The 17446-nt window shown below is 39.7% G+C and carries 15 protein-coding genes; 11 read left to right on the top strand and 4 right to left on the bottom strand.

The window, feature by feature from the left end:
• Positions 1-6: 6 nt before the first annotated feature.
• The 7 genes from DC083_RS04585 (at position 7) to priA (ending at position 8108) form a co-directional block, all read left to right on the top strand.
• Positions 7-960 (top strand): beta-ketoacyl-ACP synthase III, encoded by a 954-nt coding sequence (locus DC083_RS04585; RefSeq protein WP_109189073.1) that lies wholly within the window; start codon positions 7-9, stop codon positions 958-960.
• A 277-nt stretch (positions 961-1237) separates the two neighbouring features.
• A complete protein-coding gene (gene fabD, locus DC083_RS04580) occupies positions 1238-2179 on the top strand; it encodes an ACP S-malonyltransferase (RefSeq protein ID WP_109189072.1) in 942 nt (313 codons plus the stop codon).
• Entirely contained in the window at positions 2154-2777 is a 624-nt protein-coding gene (locus DC083_RS04575) for an inner membrane-spanning protein YciB (RefSeq protein WP_157954892.1), read from the top strand. Before fabD ends, DC083_RS04575 begins: the two co-directional genes overlap by 26 nt.
• Positions 2778-2973: 196 nt before the next feature.
• Positions 2974-3246, top strand: a complete 273-nt coding sequence (locus DC083_RS04570) for a BolA family protein (RefSeq protein ID WP_109189070.1) — start codon at positions 2974-2976, stop codon at positions 3244-3246.
• A 13-nt stretch (positions 3247-3259) separates the two neighbouring features.
• On the top strand, positions 3260-4153 hold the full coding sequence (locus DC083_RS04565) for a peptidylprolyl isomerase (RefSeq protein ID WP_109189069.1): 894 nt from the start codon (positions 3260-3262) through the stop codon (positions 4151-4153).
• Between the two features lie 216 nt (positions 4154-4369).
• Positions 4370-5575, top strand: a complete 1206-nt coding sequence (gene sohB, locus DC083_RS04560) for a protease SohB (RefSeq protein ID WP_109189068.1) — start codon at positions 4370-4372, stop codon at positions 5573-5575.
• A 328-nt stretch (positions 5576-5903) separates the two neighbouring features.
• On the top strand, positions 5904-8108 hold the full coding sequence (priA, locus tag DC083_RS04555) for a replication restart helicase PriA (protein WP_109189067.1): 2205 nt from the start codon (positions 5904-5906) through the stop codon (positions 8106-8108).
• Positions 8109-8207: 99 nt separating this feature from the next.
• Here priA and DC083_RS04550 read toward each other — a convergent pair whose 3' ends face one another.
• From DC083_RS04550 to DC083_RS04540, 3 genes are all read right to left on the bottom strand, one after another.
• Positions 8208-9425, bottom strand: a complete 1218-nt coding sequence (locus DC083_RS04550) for an alpha/beta hydrolase family protein (RefSeq protein ID WP_229822453.1) — start codon at positions 9423-9425, stop codon at positions 8208-8210.
• 805 nt (positions 9426-10230) lie between these two features.
• Positions 10231-11010: an enoyl-ACP reductase FabI gene (locus DC083_RS04545; RefSeq protein ID WP_109189065.1), complete on the bottom strand. Its 780-nt coding sequence runs from the start codon at positions 11008-11010 to the stop codon at positions 10231-10233.
• 192 nt (positions 11011-11202) lie between these two features.
• Positions 11203-12144: a restriction endonuclease gene (locus DC083_RS04540; RefSeq protein WP_109189064.1), complete on the bottom strand. Its 942-nt coding sequence runs from the start codon at positions 12142-12144 to the stop codon at positions 11203-11205.
• A 203-nt stretch (positions 12145-12347) separates the two neighbouring features.
• On the opposite strand from DC083_RS04540, the gene DC083_RS04535 reads away from it, so the two are divergent.
• The 4 genes from DC083_RS04535 to DC083_RS04520 all read left to right on the top strand — a co-directional run bounded on the left by DC083_RS04535 (position 12348) and on the right by DC083_RS04520 (position 16735).
• Entirely contained in the window at positions 12348-13853 is a 1506-nt protein-coding gene (locus tag DC083_RS04535) for a YifB family Mg chelatase-like AAA ATPase (RefSeq protein ID WP_109189063.1), read from the top strand.
• Between the two features lie 233 nt (positions 13854-14086).
• The gene (locus tag DC083_RS04530) at positions 14087-14689 is read left to right on the top strand and encodes a DNA-3-methyladenine glycosylase I (RefSeq protein WP_189364583.1); all 603 of its coding nucleotides are present in this window, start codon (positions 14087-14089) and stop codon (positions 14687-14689) included.
• A gap of 377 nt (positions 14690-15066) precedes the next feature.
• Complete coding sequence (locus DC083_RS04525; RefSeq protein WP_109189062.1) at positions 15067-15918, top strand: class I SAM-dependent methyltransferase; 852 nt, start codon at positions 15067-15069, stop codon at positions 15916-15918.
• 106 nt (positions 15919-16024) lie between these two features.
• Positions 16025-16735: an LOG family protein gene (locus DC083_RS04520; protein WP_109189061.1), complete on the top strand. Its 711-nt coding sequence runs from the start codon at positions 16025-16027 to the stop codon at positions 16733-16735.
• A gap of 386 nt (positions 16736-17121) precedes the next feature.
• Here DC083_RS04520 and DC083_RS04515 read toward each other — a convergent pair whose 3' ends face one another.
• Positions 17122-17436, bottom strand: a complete 315-nt coding sequence (locus DC083_RS04515) for a c-type cytochrome (RefSeq protein ID WP_109189060.1) — start codon at positions 17434-17436, stop codon at positions 17122-17124.
• Between the last annotated feature and the right edge of the window lie 10 nt (positions 17437-17446).

Raw genomic sequence — 17446 nt, 5'->3', positions numbered from 1 at the left:
ATAAGGATGAATTCAAGAATAATCGGAACAGGGCAATATTTGCCGCCTAATATTGTCACTAATCAGATGTTATCTGAAACGGTTGATACAAGCCATGAATGGATTGTGGAGAGAACAGGGATTTGTCAGCGCCACATTGCCGATGATGATGCAACCACTGCGGATCTAGCTTTTGAAGCCGCCAAGAATGCTTTAGCTGATGCAAATCTTGCTGCCGATGATATTGACTTGATTGTACTTGCGACAACAACGCCCGATCAGACTTATCCCTCTACAGCAACGATGGTACAAGAGATGCTCGGAAATCATCATGCCGCGTCTTTTGATATTAGTGCGGCTTGCTCAGGATTTATCTATGCATTATCGATCGGTGATAACTTTATTAAAGCGGGCTCAGCAAAGCGAGTATTGATCATTGGTTCTGAGATCTACTCACGTATTTTAGATTGGGAAGATCGGACGACCTGTGTACTTTTTGGTGATGGTGCGGCGGCCGTTGTGTTAGAAGCCACAGAGGAAGAGGGAATTATTGCGACACATCTACATGCAGATGGTCGTTATCAAGATCTTCTATCTGTGAAGAAGAGTGTTATCTCTAAACCGGATGTTTATCCTTTTGTTCAGATGAAAGGTAATGAAGTTTTTCGGCATGCAGTAACCAAACTTCATGAAATTGTCGATGAGACTTTGACTTCAGCAAATTTGACCGGTGATGATATCGATTGGCTCATTCCCCATCAGGCAAATTTACGTATTATGACAGCCACTGCAAAACGGGCTGGTATGCCGAAAGAGAAAATGGTTGTTACTGTTGATCAGCATGCAAATACTTCTGCAGCGAGTATTCCGTTAGCGTTAGATGTTGCACGAAAAGATGGTCGTATTAAGAAAGGTGATTTAGTCTTGATGGAAGCCTTTGGCGGTGGTTTTACATGGGGCTCTGCATTAGTTAGAATGTAAATAGTAATATCAATAGAATTCGAAAAGGATCGTAATAGGGTAGTTCAAGAGTATCCTGCTACGATCCTATTGTTTAATGGGGTTTAAATCCCAAAGAGATGATCTAGAACTTAGTGGTTAAAGTCTAAGTTATTAAAAATAATGATTAAAGGTCAATCTAGTGGTGATACTCTATAATATAGAGATAGATGAATAGATCGTTGATTTATATAGCTATAGTTGTACTCTACATTATCAAAGAGCAGCGCTAGATCAATAGAATAAGAGAGAATAAGAGATGAGTGAGATCAATCAAACATTAGCATTTGTATTTCCAGGGCAAGGATCGCAATCTGTAGGTATGATCGCAGATCTATTAGATCATGCCATTGTTACACAGACTTTATCAGAGGCAGATGAGGCTTTAGGTTTTTCTCTATCTGATATTATTCGCACTGGGGATGAAGTTGCACTTGGCAAAACAGAGATCACACAACCTGCGATTTTAACGGTGAGTATCGCTTTATGGCGTGTATGGGCTGCAGAAAATGGTGCAAAACCTGCTTTTTTTGCAGGGCATAGCTTAGGTGAATACTCGGCTTTAGTGGCCGCGGGTGTTATGGCGTTCAAAGATGCGGTGCGATTAGTGCATTTCCGTGGGCAATATATGCAAGAAGCAGTGCCGGAAGGAACCGGTGCTATGGCGGCTATTTTAGGATTAGACGATGCTGCTGTAATTGCGCTTTGTGAAGATTCAGCAGAGCATGGTATTGTCTCGGCTGTGAATTTTAATTCTCCAGGGCAAGTGGTGATTGCCGGTGAAAAAGATGCGGTAGCTGCAGCCTGTGATCTTGCAAAAGAGCGTGGTGCAAAACGGGCGCTCTTATTGCCGGTTTCTGTACCCTCTCACTCTGTATTAATGAAGCCTGCCGCCGAGCGCTTATCCGCTTTATTAGACAATATGTTGCTTGCTTCGCCGAGTGAAGTGGTGATTCATAATGTTGATGTTCAAGCGCACCGCGATAGTGATGAGATCAAAACAGCGTTGATTAGTCAGCTTTATGAGCCTGTCCGATGGACAGAGACGATTGAACAGTTAGTTCGTGAAGGCGTGACGACAATCGTTGAATGCGGGCCGGGTAAAGTCTTAACAGGTTTAATTCGCCGTATTGATAAAAGTTTAATCACTTATAACGTATTTGATGGAGCTTCCCTTGACCGAGTTATCAAAGAAATCTAAATATCAAGCAATTCCGCAACTTATCTTAGGATTAGGAACGGTTCTTTTTATTACGATCTATCTCTTTTTCAATAAAGATTTAGTACTTGCGACGAAAGCACTTGTAGGCTGTGCCTTTATTGCTTTAGTCGTTTCCCTGATCTTTTTTCGCTATACCACAAAGCGTAAAGATTGGTTGATTCTGATTGCCACAGTCCTTTTTGGTGCAATGACGATCTATTTTGATAATGATATCTTTATTAAATGGCGCACCACGATCATTAATGTGGTGATCGCTTTGGGTTTAGTTGGGATGTTTTATCTTAAAAAATCACCGATTAAGATGATTTTTGAAAAGCCCCTAGAACTGGAATTACCGGAAAGTGAATGGTTACGTACCAATTTATGGTGGGCAGCTTATATGTTGGCGATGGCGCTTCTCAATACCATTATTGTCTTATTAGATCTTTCAAATGATATTTGGATGACTTTTAAGATGATTATCAATCCGGCGATTACCTTTGTATTAGCTTTAACCTTGATTATCTATCTAGTCAAAAAAAGTAAGGCCTATAAAGCTGAAAAAGCGAGTATTGAAGAATCAAAGTTAAAAGATTAATACCAATTTCAGAAGGATTTAGATCTTATTCATTATGTTAATAGGCATTATTACTAGATAGTTTGAATAGTCTTAATAGCCTTATAGGCTATATCTATCTGGTTATTAGTGCTGTTTTTATTGAAAATAAAAAGAGTTATAAATGGTATTATAGTAATAGGTTTATTATAGTTAATGTAGAAGATAGATAAAAAAGATGAATAATCAAGCAAGATTAGATAAAATTAGAACCTTGTTGACTGAATCATTGTCTCCGACTTATTTAGAAGTCATTGATGATAGCCATTTGCATGCAGGTCATGCAGGGGCGCGCGGTGGCGGTGGGCATTTTACAGTGAAAATTGCCTCACCTAAATTAGAGGGATTGACATTAATTAAGCAACATCGCTTGATTTATCAAGCATTAGATACCATGATGCAGAATGAGATTCACGCATTAAGTATTCAAGTTATGACTCAAGAACCATAAGGGAAGAGTAAAAATGAAAAAATTATTCAAAACAACGTTATTAACGACCGCATTAATGGGCGCATTTTCAATGGCCATTGCACAGCAACCGGCTGCGACAACTACGGCACCCGCTGTAGATGAAGAATCAATATATGTATTCCAAGATCCAGTGGCAAAAGTAGATGGGCGTGATGTTTCTAAGGCGGAGTTTGAGAGTTACTTATTACTATCCCAAGGCATTCAAGCGAACGCGGTAGAAAATGAAGAGCTAGCAAAACAGCTTGTTTTAATGCTCGGTACTCAAGAAGCATTGGCAAAAGAAGCTGTAAAACGTGGTTTAGATAAAGATGCTGATTATCAAATGCGTGTTAAATTGGTCAGTGACAATCTTCTGACTAATCTTCTTTTCCAAAATATGGTTAAGAAAGGTGAAATTTCAGATAAAGAGATTCAAGCACAATATGATGCTGCTGTGTCTCAACTTGAAAAGCAAGAGTATGAAGCATCACACATTTTAGTTGAGACTGCAGAAGAAGCACAAGCAATCATTGATGCAATCAACAAAGAGAAAACACCTGATGCGAAAAAAGCGCTGTTTGCTAAAGATGCTAAAGAAAAATCACTTGATACAGCGACAGCTGAGCGTGATGGTAGCATTGGTGGCTGGTTCCGTTTATCAATGATGGACCCAAGTTTTGGTGAAGCGCTTAAAACCATGAAAAAAGGTGATATGACTCAAAAACCTGTACAATCACAATTTGGCTATCACGTGATTGTATTAGATGATGTTCGTGATCTTGAAATTACCCCTTATGCTGATTTAGATGAAGCAACTAAATTACAACTGGCACAGCCTTTATTCCAAGAATATGTGAATAAAGTACAACAAGGCGTTAAAGTTGAATTACCTGCTGAGAAAAAATAAGATCGATCTAATAAAATAAGCGAGAAAATAAACTAGAGCATCCAGAGTCAGCTTTGATAGTAAGATTACTGATATATTCAAAGTAGACTGCTTAAATTAGATAACGAATATTTTTATTCTGCTACAATCTGTAGTTCAGTAGAGATAATACACATTTCAACCTGATTCTCTGAAAAGATGGATCAGGTTTTTTATCATTAGGTGATATAGATATATATGATTTATTTAATTGATTTTATTCTTTTTTTGGCAAAAACAGCGACCTTATTAGTAGGGTTTATTGCTGTGATTCTCTTTTTAGCCTCGCTACGGAATGCCAATAGCGGCAATAGTGGCGGTAAAATAGAGTTTAAAGACCTAGGTGATCGTTTTACCCAAATTGAGGAGGGATTTTTAGAGTTTAGTAAACAAGATTCAGAAGAGAATGATCAATCTGACGTATCAAAAAACAAAAAATCAGATAATGCTGATAGTGCAGATAAAGTAGAGAATAAGCAAGAAGCAGATCATGCTTTAGATAGAGATCGCTCTGTAGAATCAGAGCAGTCGACTCAATCAACCCAATCAACCCAATCAACTCAATCAACTCAATCAACTCAATCTAATCAGAGTATAAAAGCTACAAAAACGGCTAAAGAGACAAAACCGAAGCGCTTCTGGCAATTCTGGAAAAAAGAGGAAGAGGAGAGTGTTGAACCTAAATCGAAGACCCTCTATGTATTAGAATTTGATGGCGATGTGCATGCAGAAGAGGTGAAAAATCTTCGTGAAGAGGTCTCGGCACTTTTACATATAGCCAAGCCAGAAGATGAAGTCTTAGTGAAATTAACCAGTCCAGGCGGAGCGGTGAATAGCTATGGATTGGCGGCATCACAATTAGTGCGTATTCGCGATAAAGGTCTTAAATTGACTGTTTCAGTTGATGAAGTTGCTGCAAGTGGTGGGTACTTAATGGCCTGTGTGGCAAATCATATTGTGGCTGCACCTTTTGCGATTGTGGGTTCTATTGGCGTTGTTGCGGCAATGCCAAACTTCCATAAAGTATTAAAGAAATATAATGTGGATTATGAACAGTTTACCGCCGGAGAATATAAGCGTACGGTGACAATGTTCGGTGAGAATACCGATGAAGCGAAAGAGAAATTTACCGAAGAGTTAGTGGCAATTCATAAAGTATTTAAGAACTTTGTACAGCAATACCGTCCTGAATTGGATATCGAAGCGATCGCAACTGGTGAGTATTGGTTGGCGGTGAAAGGTTTAGAATTAAAGTTAGTGGATGAACTTAAAACAAGTGATGCTTATATTTTAGATGCTATTGAAGATTATAATGTCTATAGCATTAAATATGTGGAGAAGACAACGGTTCGCCAAGGGCTTTCTCGTTTCTTGACGCGTATTATGAAGCGTATTCCATTCTAACTTAATGATTATTTTAAGATGTTAGGATATTAGGACATTAGGATTGTTTCAGGGCTGCGAATAGGGAATTGAAAAGAACATAAAGTCTTATTAAACACCATTTGCAAAATGCCGGATAGAACAGCTTTCTTACCTCGATCAGCCGATGCTCGGCCTTTAAATAATGCTTATTGTCAGCTGATCTTACTATATAACCGAGTATCGTAGAATGCTCGGTTTTTTAATTGCATCAGTTTTAGATAACAAAATGATCTTATAGGGATTTAAGACAGAGATGGTAAACTATACTCTGTTCACTATTCGGCAGTTATGAGGAGAGAAGAGATTGATGGAACAACCGGCAGATATTGTGGAAGTGGCTTTACCTTGTCCACTCTATAAAACTTTTGATTATCTAACGCCGATTCCTGTTAAAGAGGGCATTCGTGTAGAGATCAATTTTGCTGGTCGTAGAGTCGTAGGTGTTGTGATGGCGGTAAAATCAGAGAGTGATTATCCTCGTGAAAAGCTCAAAGCCGTTACAACAATCCTTGATGAAGCTCCGATTTTACAGCCTCAGTTATTAGCATTGGCGAAGTGGATGGCAAGTTACTATCATGCTCCGATTGGGGAAGTGATTCAGTTATTTTTACCGGCATCACTTCGGCAAGGTCGTTCACTATTTGCCGTTGAGCTTACCTATCAAATGACACCTGCCGGTATGATGTGGCGAGAAGCCAAAGAGAATCAACGAGCAAAGGCGAAATTAGCAATCCTAAACTCTCTTTCACCTGAGAAATATTATAGTGAAGCAGATCTACTGCGGGCTTTTCCTAATTTTAAAAATCATTGCCGGGCTTTAGTCCAAGAGGGGCTGTTAGAGGTTCAAGAACGACTACATAATGAAATTGCTTCACCCCAATTTCCTACAAAAGAGCCGGCACATCAGTTGACAGAAGCACAGCAGTCGATCGTGGATACCGTTGTGCAACAAGCGATTGAAGCGCGAAACCCTCAAGATCGAATCTCTTTTATTGAAGGGGTTACAGGTTCTGGTAAGACAGCCGTTTATACGGAGATTGCAAGGGCAGTATTAGCCAGAGGCGAGCAGGTCTTAATGCTCGTGCCGGAAATTGGTCTTACGCCACAATTTGTGAGTCGAATCGTGCAGGCTTTAGGGGTTCGTGTGGGTGTGATTCACTCTCAAGTGACCGATAGTGAACGATTTGCCACGTGGCGAGGCGCTATGTTAGGGGAATTAGATCTAGTCATCGGCACTCGCTCAGCGCTCTTTACCCCTTTTGCACGATTAGGGTTGATGATTATCGATGAAGCGCATGATGGCTCTTACATTCAGCGAGATGGAGTACGTTATTCAGCGCACAATAGTGCGATTAAGCGGGCTATTTTAGAATCTGTGCCCCTTATTTTAGGGAGTGCGACTCCTACTTATGAGAGTATTTTAAATATTGAACAAGGGCGATTTCGTTACTATCCCTTGCCGGAGCGGGTATCTGGGAAAATGCCGGACTGGGAGATTATCAATTGTCATGAAGAGAAGGTCTATGATGGGATTTCCAATCGTGTATTAGAGGCCATTGAAGCGACTATTGCGCGTAAAGAGCAAGTCCTCATCTTCTTAAATCGTCGAGGATTTTCACCGGTATTAGCTTGTCTTGATTGTGGTGTGATGCTTGAATGTGATCATTGTAGCTGCTATCTGAATTATCATCGAACAACGGGAAAGTTGCATTGTCATCAATGTGGTCGGCACTATCCTTATCCCGATCATTGTACTGCCTGTGGGGGCAAGACTTTCAAAGAGTTAGGTGTGGGAACTCAGAAGATTGAAAAGGTGTTAAGTGATGCATTTCCACAGGCGAATGTGCTTCGTTTTGATCGAGATAGTGTTAAAAATAGCCGCGATCTAGAAGCGCATCTGACACAAATTGGGGAAGCTTCTGCGGATATTATTATCGGTACGCAGATGTTAGCGAAGGGGCATGATTTTCCAAATATCACGCTCGTGGTTCTGCTTAATAGTGATGGGCTCTTTTTTGCCAATGATTTTCGTGCAGATGAGAAGCTCGCCCAACTTTTGGTTCAGGTTTCAGGGCGAGCGGGTCGAGGCGAGAAACGAGGAAAAGTGATGGTGCAGACAATGTTTCCGGAACATGCCCTTTTTCATCAATTACCGAAAGTGGGATACCATGCGTACGCATTAGAGGCGTTAGAAATTCGACAATTATTAGAGTTACCGCCTTATGCCTATCAGATATTAGTACAAGTAGAAGCGCGGAGTGAAATGGAGGCGTATCACTATTTAGAAGGAATTATGGCCTTTTTACCCACAATAGAGGAGGTAGAAGTTACGCCAGTGATGCCTAATAATTTAAGTCGCCGACAAGATTACTATCGGGTGCACACTATTTTTAAATCTCAATCTCGAACAAAGTTGCATCAAATGGCGTTACAATTACGCTATATTTATGAGGCCAATGTGCGTAAAGATATTCGCTTGTTGATCGAGGTTGATCCGATCGATTTCAGTTAGTGATAAAAAAGGTTACCTCTATCCGGTAACCTTACTTTATCAATATTGATTGTATTTGTTGTACTTATTGTATTGATGATATTCCGAAAGAGGGAATCTCTATTTTGCAGGCATCACCGATTCGACAAATTCAACGACACGATCATTTTCCCAAACAATAGCTTCTTGATGCGATGCCTCGGGAACGATAACAAGATCCACTGCTTCTGAACCTAATGATTTTAATCGCTCAGCAAGAATCGTCGTCACACCTGCCGGAACATTGGTATCTTTCTCACCTTGGATAATGAGCAAAGGTTTATCGATTCGTTGTGTGCCGGGTTGACTAATTTTGAAGAAATCGAGTAGTACGGGATTATGCTCAAAGATATCAATATTAATGCCAGGATAATCAGTTAATTGGTGGTGAGGATTTTCTGCTAAAAAGGCGCGGATATCTGCTTTCCAGAGTTCTCGTAACTCATTGAGGCAAAGTCCCGGTTGATTCTCATGATCCTCTGCTTTAGCGGCAAGCGGTTGTGATCGCGGATAGAAGAGTGATTCATAATCAAAATCAGGATGATCAGCCTTAATACCGATCCCGACAAAAGCGCCATAAGAGAGAAGGGTGGCAAAAGAGTGTAGCGAGTTGCGTTCTGATAGGGGGATTCCCGCATTGGCTTCAGCTTGATCGAGTTGTGTTAAGGCTTTCGGAGCAACAGTACCAATAATATAATCTAAACTAGAAGCGGGTGCGCCTGCGACAGCCCCTTTGAAATAAGGATCATTATTCGCATATTCCGCTGTACCAATGGCTGCTTGTCCGCCTTGAGATTGTCCGACGACCATCCAATCTCCTTGAAAGTCATCAGGATGTGCATTCTTTAATGCATTGACTGCATAGATTGCCGCATCCGCTTCACTTTTAAGATTTAGGTAAGGATGGATTCTCTGTTGACCTAAGCCCTCATAATCAGGGGCAACAATAACATAGCCTGCATCTAATAGTGATTGTGCAAGTACTTTAAAGTTATCATTAATAGGCTGTAAGCTTGGTGCACAGTTATGAGCAACTCCAACGGTGCCATGTGTCCAGACAACAATTTTCCAACCCTCTTGTGGTTTCTCAGTTGTAGGATAGAACAGAAGCGCACTTGCATTGGCCATCTCTCCTGTACGGTAAGGCATTGTATAGTGCATTACTTCAGTTTTAGCCGCTTCAGCAAGACTTGGAAATGCATAAGAAGAGGTTTGTAATAATTGCGCTTCAGATACTTGCGATGCTTGAGATGTGTTGATTTGATCATTTGCGAAGAGCGGATTGTGCAAGGTTGTCATCAAACTGGCTCCTATGAGAAAGCTACTGAATAGTCGAGATAATGTAAGTCGGGATTGTTTCATAATAATTCCAGATAGTATATAGGGACGTATTTAGACTAATGTTGCAATGCGTTATTTTAAAATAATTACCTTTAAACTGAAAAGGAATTCTTTTAAAAATTATCATTAACCAATGATGGCTACTTTAAAATAGTGTCAGTATTATGACAATAATTAACTTTTTTTAAAAACATCTAACATCTTTGTAAGAATAAAGTGGATTTTTTGCGCAATTTTGAGGGCAATATGGATCGTAGCGCTCTTTTATAAATTGTTATTTGAGAAGATCGTGTAGAAATGTGACCATTTCACAGCCAAAAAAAAGCCGAGCTCTAAAAGAGTCGGCAAAATAACCACCAAAGGAGGATATGGAGGAGAACGCTCGATTGCTCAAGCGTCCTGCATATCATAGTCGTTATTACTAGCCTTGTCAAATGTATATCGCACTTTTAGTGTCGAGATAATTGATTTATCTCATAGGTAGTCTAAGACCTATTTTATATAGTTTTGATTATCAAAAATAATTATTATGAAATAGAATAGAAAACTTCTCTTGCTTTTATGTCCTATTGTAATGTTACAAAAAGATAAAAAATGAAAAAAGTGAATACTAACCATTAGTTTTCAATGAAATGATTAGAACAACTGTTTGAAATAAAATAAAAACCCCAAGAGATTATTTGTGATCTCTTGGGGTTAAGTCTATTTGTAATGAGGTCTATTTTTGATTGATGCAATATCCTCATATTGTAATGAGGTTCAATTACATGCCGGCAATCACGGTATTGAATCCACCATCTACGTACGTGATTTCGCCAGTAATCCCTGATGCAAGATCAGATGAGAGGAATGCGGCCACATTACCTACTTCTTCAATAGTGACACAGCGACCGATTGGCGCTGCGGCTTCAAAGGCTGAAAGCATGCTCTTAAAGTTTGCAATACCCGAAGCGGCTAATGTGCGAATAGGACCTGCAGAAATACCATTTACACGGAAACCATCAGCACCTAGTGCTGCTGCCATATAACGGACATTCGCTTCAAGAGAGGCTTTGGCTAATCCCATCACATTATAGTTTTGTACTGTGCGCTCGCTTGCAAGATAGGTAAGTGTTAAGAGTGAAGCACCCGGACGCAGATAAGGACGGGCTGCTTTTGCAAGTGCTGCGAAGCTATAAGAAGAGATATCATGCGCAATTTGGAAGTTTTCACGAGTGACAGTATCAAGGTAATTACCTTCTAATGCTTCTCTTGGTGCAAAGCCCACAGAATGAATCACAATATCAAACCCTTCAGGCCAAACACCATGAAGAGATGTCATTAATGTCTCAATTTCACTATCGCTTGCTACATCGCAAGGAAAAACAATATTAGAATCGAGCTCAGCTGCCATATTGCGTACACGCTCTTCTAAACGTTCGCCATGAAAACTGAATGCTAAATCAGCACCTTGCTCACGCATTGCTTTAGCAATTCCCCAAGCGATCGAACGATTTGATGCTAGTCCTACGATTAAGGCGCGTTTACCTTGTAAAAATCCCATAAGTTTACCTCTTGTATCAAGAATAAGGATTAAGACAATCGATGATTAAATAATGTTGTGAGCTATATTGATAACTCAGCATTTTATTGATTGTCTAATTAAAATAGAGCTATTTTACCATGAAAGTATGTAAAGTGAGTTTGCTATTTAAACTGCAAGATCCGATTTTTTTAAAATCGGATAAGGAAGAAACTAAAAATTTTCATCAAAGAAATCACTATCTAGACGTTTAATATGGATTTCTCTTTCGATAGATACCCCAATATTATATTCGATCATTAGAGATGTCAGTTGGTGGCCATTAATCAGTGCAATAACTTGATGGCGATTCTCTTGTACGGCTTTTCTAGCAGCTTCAGAAAAATCAGAAGTAGTTATAAAAACCCCTTTGCTAGCTCCTTTTTGAATAAGCGCACCCATAAAATCTCGGATTTGGTTATTTCCAATTATATTATCGCTAGCATACCGTTTTGCTTGAACGTAAACAGTATCTAATCCAAGACGATCAGAAGAAATTATTCCATCGATACCATCATCCCCACTTTTTTTGGTTACTGTTGCATGGTCTATATGGCTACCATAGCCTATTTTATAAAGTAGCCTAACCACTAACCGCTCGAAGAAAAAAGCATCTTTTGCAAGAATCTCTTCAAGTAACTCACTGGAAAGTTCTTTATGTAGCATCTTTAATTGTTGATCGATAATTTCGGTTGGTGTTTCTTCTTGAGGAAGATATTTGGGGGAAGTAGTCAGAGTAGCTATAGTTTGCTTGATATTGGACTCTTTCATATTCTTGTTACGTCCAAGGAAATCTTGAAATTCTTCAAAGCATTCTAAATATTGTTTGTTAATTGTTTCTCCTGATAGTAAGGCATCTAATCCGCGATCGGTCATTTGGTAATGTGCTCGTTTGGGGCGAGAAACCAAGCCTGCTTGATAGAGGTAAGATAAGGCCCAACCTACTCGACTTGCATATAAACCAATGCCGGATGATATCTGTTGAGCTCTGTCTTCTTCTGAGAGATTAAAATAGGATTCTCCTAAAATAGCTTCAGTAATTTCTTTTTTCTGTTTTATTTCACCAGACTTCAAATAGTCTAAAACAGGTCGCATTGCATCTTCATAAGTAAACATACTTTTTCCTTAATTTTTATAAAATTTATAAATTAATATTGTGGGATATATATAATCAATATATCAGTTAATGGTGAGGGTATAGAAATCATTAACGCTATAAATGGAATGAAGTTTGAAATTGATTTAGTGAGTTAGTCCCCTAAATTTATAATCTAACCTAATCTTACTATTAAGATCTTTAGTAGTGAGAGAGGAAAACAATGGTTTCAGTGATTCACACTCGAGCATTAGATGCTCTATCAGCGCCGGAAGTACGGGTTGAAGTGCATATTAGTAATGGCTTACCCGCATTTACGATTGTAGGAATGCCGGAGACGGCAGTGAAAGAGAGTAAAGATCGCGTGATTGCGGCGATTGTGAATTCAGGATTTGAATTTCCAAATCGAAAAATCACCATTAATCTTTCCCCTGCTGATTTGCCTAAAGAGGGCGGGCGCTATGATTTACCCATTGCATTAGCGGTATTAGAAGCTTCAGGGCAGATTGCTTCTGACGTGAGTCGTTATGAATTTGTCGGAGAACTTGCTTTAACGGGGGAGTTGCGTCCTATTAATGGATTACTGCCCACTGCCATTCAGGTAATGCAAGAAGAGGGAATTTTGATTGTGCCTAAAGAGCGGTCTGAGGAGATTGGCTTTTTGCAATATGATCGTTTTTTAGTGGCCTCTGATCTAAGATCTGTGGTGGATTTTATAGAGGGGAGAATTGATCTTCCCCTGCCACCAGAAATAACAGTGGAATCTTCGATTCAAAATCGTTGTTTTTCAGAGGTGAAAGGGCAATTTTTTGCGAAAAGGGCATTAGAGATCGCTGCTGCGGGTGGGCATAATCTTCTTTTAATAGGGCCACCGGGGACGGGCAAGACGATGCTTGCTTCGCGATTTATTACAATTATGCCAAGTATGACGCGAGAAGAGGCGATAGAGAGTGCGATGATTGCTTCTGTTAGTCGGCAAGGATTTCGAGCAGAGCAATTTGGCGTTCGCCCTTATCGCACACCGCATCATACGGCTTCTTCTGTTGCATTAGTAGGTGGGGGAACTTACCCTAAGCCTGGGGAAATTTCACTAGCCCATCATGGCGTTCTCTTTCTTGATGAGCTTCCGGAATTTAATCGACATGTGCTAGAGGTTTTACGAGAACCTATGGAATCGGGCTCTATTCATCTTTCTAGAGCGATGCAGCAGGTCACTTTTCCTGCTAAATTTCAACTGTTATCGGCGATGAATCCCTGTCCTTGCGGTTATTATGGTGATCCTGTACACGATTGCACTTGTAGTGATTATGCCATTGCCCGTTATCGTGGGCGTGTATCTGGGCCGATGTTAGATCGAATTGATTTACATGTGGAGGTTCCGAGAATTAGCACAGAAGAGCTTCAAAGTAATGAGCAAGGGGAAACATCAGAGATGATTCGTAGTAGAGTAGAGAGGGCAAGGCAACAACAACTGACAAGACGAGAGAAAATGAATGCGGATCTTGCAGTGCGAGATATTGAGCAAGATTGTTATTTAGGAGAAGCTGAACAGAAATTACTTGAAATGGCACAAAAACGGCTCAATTTTTCTCCAAGAAGTTATCATCGGATCTTGCGCGTTGCTAGAACGATCGCGGATCTTGAGGGGGAAATGAATATTAATAGCCGACATTTAACGGAGAGTTTAGCCTTTCGCGCACTTGATCGGGGGTATCAAGCGAGTAATTAAAGTTGTGGAAAGCATTATCCTAAAAGGGGGGAATAGCTTATCTTCTTATAACTGATGTGCCGGCATTTAATAAGCTTATTTTGAACCGATCTTACTATAATAGAAGTAGAAGAATTGGATAAAAAGAATCGGGCAAGTAGAAGAATCTGAGCGTAAAGTGACAAACTAGATGAGTGAAGCGTGTGATCACACTCATATTTCGATTATTGAAAGTAGATGAGGAGCTTAAAGGAATGAGTAAAGACGTAGACAGAGGAGAGAAACAGATTATACATCGTTGCCGGTGGTGTGGCACGCAACCGCTCTATCAAGCTTATCATGATGATGAATGGGGAAATCCTAATAAGAGTGAATTTGAATTATGGGAGCTTTTTGCCCTTGAAACACAGCATGCCGGACTTTCATGGTGGACAGTGCTGTCAAAACGAGAGGCTTATCGTAAAGCTTTCAGAGGGTTTGATCCGCTTTTAATGAGTCAAATGGATGATGTTGATATCGAACAACTCATGCAAAATGTTGACATTATTCGCAATCGACTTAAGATTACCGCAATGATTCATAATGCTGAGCGTTATCTCGCTTTTTGTCAACAGTATCGCTCTTTCAGTGATTATTTTTGGGGGAAGGTAGGCGGAAAGCCGATCATTAACGTTTATCAGTCTGAAGCGTTAAGCCCTATTACGACACCTCTATCTGATGAAATTGCAAAAGAGCTTAAAAAGTTTGGTTTTAAATTTTTTGGTAGCCGAACAGCCTATGCTTTTCTTCAAGCTGCGGGAATGGTTTACGATCATCTCGCCGAATGTGACCTGAGCGCAGATAAGATTGCGGATTGATAAGGGAAGCTTGATGAGAGGTTTGCTCTTCTCATTATAGTAATATCGGTTCATAATAAGCCTTATTGAAATGCCGGCACATCGGTTGATCGAGGCAAGGAAGCTGTTCTATCCGGTATCTTGCAAGTGTTGTTTAATACGCAGTTTTATATTTTTTTTAAAACCCGATGCTAGCTGCTTAAAAACTATTTTTCTTAAACCAAATTTACTCTATTTATAGGGGATAGTTGTTATCTTTCAGTCGAAAACCGTTATACTACTCTCCGTTAATAGGAGTAGTCATTTACATAGTGAGATATCCTGTGGATAACTTTGTAGATAACTTAGGGGAAAACGGTGAATAAGTCTATAATGATGATCGATATGGGAGCAAGATAATGGAGCAAAAGAGCGTATATCCTTTTGAAATAATCAAAAAAGGGTTGGAGCATCCTATTCAATTGCCCGCTTCTTTAGAGATCGAATTACAAGATTTTGAGACCTATTGTTTAAATCATACTTCAGAATTGAATCGCTCGGATATTAATCGTTTTATTTGGGATGGCGCTCGATTTTATTGGCAAGATTTAGAAGCTGGGAATCTAGAGATCGATTTTACTTCTAAAAAGCTACAATATCGGATGCAAAAACTTAATAAAGCACAAGAACCCTTGCTTCGTGCAGTAGGTTGGAAGAGTACCGAGCGGCAACGGATTTGGGATTTAACTGCCGGACTCGGGCGGGATTCAGCGCTGCTCTATTTTGCAGGTTTACAAGTATTAATGTTTGAGCGTAATCCTGTATTACAGACCTTACTACAGTATGGTTTAGCACAGCTTTCGCAACCTGTGGGGCAGGCAGATATTGGTACTGCAGTAGATCCATATCTATATTTAATGCCCGAAGATGCAATTGCTTTTTTGCAAAATCGAGGCTCTCAAGAGATGCAAAGGAGTGATATAGCTATTCCTTTAGCGGATGTGATCTATATGGATCCTATGTATCCTGAACGGAAAAAATCGGCGCTAGTGAAAAAGGAACTTCGAATTATTCGTAATTTAGTGGGCGCAGATTTAGATAATGAGTTACTACTTAAAAAGGCCCTTGCAAGTGGTGTCCCGCGTGTTGTTGTGAAGCGACCAAAAGGGGCTGAATTTGTAGCAGATTTGAAACCTAGTCACTCAGTTGAGTCACCGAATACTCGATTTGATGTTTATCTGCAACACCCGGTAGAGACGTTGAGTCGATAGGTAAGATCGGTTATGCTAAAGCGCTTATGATAATGAATCTATTATCATTATTATTAACATCAAACATCAAACATCAGAAAAGATCAGACTATAGAAGGAGTATTGCGTGGAACAACGTACAGAGCAGGGGAGTGTAGAGAAAGAGGGGAAATTAGCTTTCAGATCACTTGCTAATTTTAAGCCAAGAGCTCATCTATTTGATATTGATCTAGTGGTTGCAGAGTTGAATGCGGCTTCTGAAAAACTCGATAATATTGGTCCTGCTGTGAGTATTTTTGGTTCTGCGCGTCTCACGGAAGAGAGTCATGCGTATCAACAGGCGTTTGAAATTGCTGAAAAATTGTCGCAAAGAGGTGTTGCCGTTATCACAGGCGGAGGACCTGGTATTATGAAAGCCGGCAATAGTGGTTGTAAAGCTGGGAATGCGCTTTCTATTGGACTCAATATTAAATTGCCTAAAGAGCAATTTCCAAATGAATATCAAGATCTTTCTCTCTCGTTTGAGCATTTTTTAACTCGTAAAACGATCTTTATGGCCTATTCAGAGGCTTTTATCTGTTTAGCGGGAGGTTTTGGGACTTTAGATGAACTTATTGAAGCCATTACTTTAATGCAGACGAAAAAAATGGCGGTTAAACCGATTATTCTTGTGGATCGTGCATTTTGGGAGCCATTATTTACCTGGTTTAAAACAACGCTTGTACGCGAGGGATTAATTGCAGAAGCGGATTTAGATAAATTTCAAATCGTCGATAGCAGTGATGAAGTCATTGATGCACTTGAAATATTGTGGACTAAAGAGAATAGTGCGGAATAGATCTATCGTAAATTTGGTTTAAGAAAAATGGTTTTTATGTAGTTAGTGTGGAACTTTAAGAGAAGATCAAATCGTACTAAACAACACTTGCAAGATGTCGGATAGAATGGCTACCTTTCTTTTTACAACCGATGTGCCGGCATTTATAGCCATTCTGGTTTAAGAAAAGTCACAATCATTATAGGATGAAGATTCTTACAAGCTTGCAAACATCTTCAGTTAATAATTTAAAACCGATTTCACGATAAATGGGCTTATTTTGAGCCGACCTACTATAAATCATGATTCATGAAAAAACACCCTGAAGGTTTTCAGGGTGTTGCTATTTTGATGACTCATTATTAAGCTTACAACTAAGTGTGATCTATAAAATCACGTTTCTTAAATTAGTTTGCTTTGTGAAGAATTTGTTTCACTAATAATTGAATTGTTGCTTCTGGCACATGTAAGTTAGGTGCCATAGGAATTGGACCCCAAACACCTGAACCACCAGTTTTTACTTTCTCTACAAGATACGTTTCAGCGCCATCATCATTTTGATATTTTTCATAAACTTCATCATAGCTAGGGCCGATGAGTTTTTGATCTTGACGGTGGCAAGCAAAACAACCTGAAGCACTTGCAAGATCAGGATCTACTTGTGCAAATGTCGGGGCAGTTAAAGCTGCAAATGCAGCAGCAACAACGAGTAATTTTTTCATATTAAACTCC

The organism is Ignatzschineria ureiclastica (assembly GCF_003121845.1).
Classification (GTDB): Bacteria; Pseudomonadota; Gammaproteobacteria; order Cardiobacteriales; family Wohlfahrtiimonadaceae; genus Ignatzschineria; species Ignatzschineria ureiclastica.
Note: the sequence above shows the minus strand (reverse complement) of the source record. Positions and strands in the feature narration are given on the sequence as shown.

Bases quoted from the DNA above. Each gene is read 5' to 3' on its own strand.
- DC083_RS04585 (WP_109189073.1), top strand. From the start codon at position 7: ATGAATTCAAGAATAATCGGAACAGGGCAATATTTGCCGCCTAATATT.
- fabD (WP_109189072.1), top strand. From the start codon at position 1,238: ATGAGTGAGATCAATCAAACATTAGCATTTGTATTTCCAGGGCAAGGA.
- DC083_RS04570 (WP_109189070.1), top strand. From the start codon at position 2,974: ATGAATAATCAAGCAAGATTAGATAAAATTAGAACCTTGTTGACTGAA.
- DC083_RS04565 (WP_109189069.1), top strand. From the start codon at position 3,260: ATGAAAAAATTATTCAAAACAACGTTATTAACGACCGCATTAATGGGC.
- sohB (WP_109189068.1), top strand. From the start codon at position 4,370: ATGATTTATTTAATTGATTTTATTCTTTTTTTGGCAAAAACAGCGACC.
- priA (WP_109189067.1), top strand. From the start codon at position 5,904: ATGGAACAACCGGCAGATATTGTGGAAGTGGCTTTACCTTGTCCACTC.
- DC083_RS04550 (WP_229822453.1), bottom strand. From the start codon at position 9,425: ATGACAACCTTGCACAATCCGCTCTTCGCAAATGATCAAATCAACACA.
- DC083_RS04545 (WP_109189065.1), bottom strand. From the start codon at position 11,010: ATGGGATTTTTACAAGGTAAACGCGCCTTAATCGTAGGACTAGCATCA.
- DC083_RS04540 (WP_109189064.1), bottom strand. From the start codon at position 12,144: ATGTTTACTTATGAAGATGCAATGCGACCTGTTTTAGACTATTTGAAG.
- DC083_RS04535 (WP_109189063.1), top strand. From the start codon at position 12,348: ATGGTTTCAGTGATTCACACTCGAGCATTAGATGCTCTATCAGCGCCG.
- DC083_RS04530 (WP_189364583.1), top strand. From the start codon at position 14,087: ATGAGTAAAGACGTAGACAGAGGAGAGAAACAGATTATACATCGTTGC.
- DC083_RS04525 (WP_109189062.1), top strand. From the start codon at position 15,067: ATGGAGCAAAAGAGCGTATATCCTTTTGAAATAATCAAAAAAGGGTTG.
- DC083_RS04515 (WP_109189060.1), bottom strand. From the start codon at position 17,436: ATGAAAAAATTACTCGTTGTTGCTGCTGCATTTGCAGCTTTAACTGCC.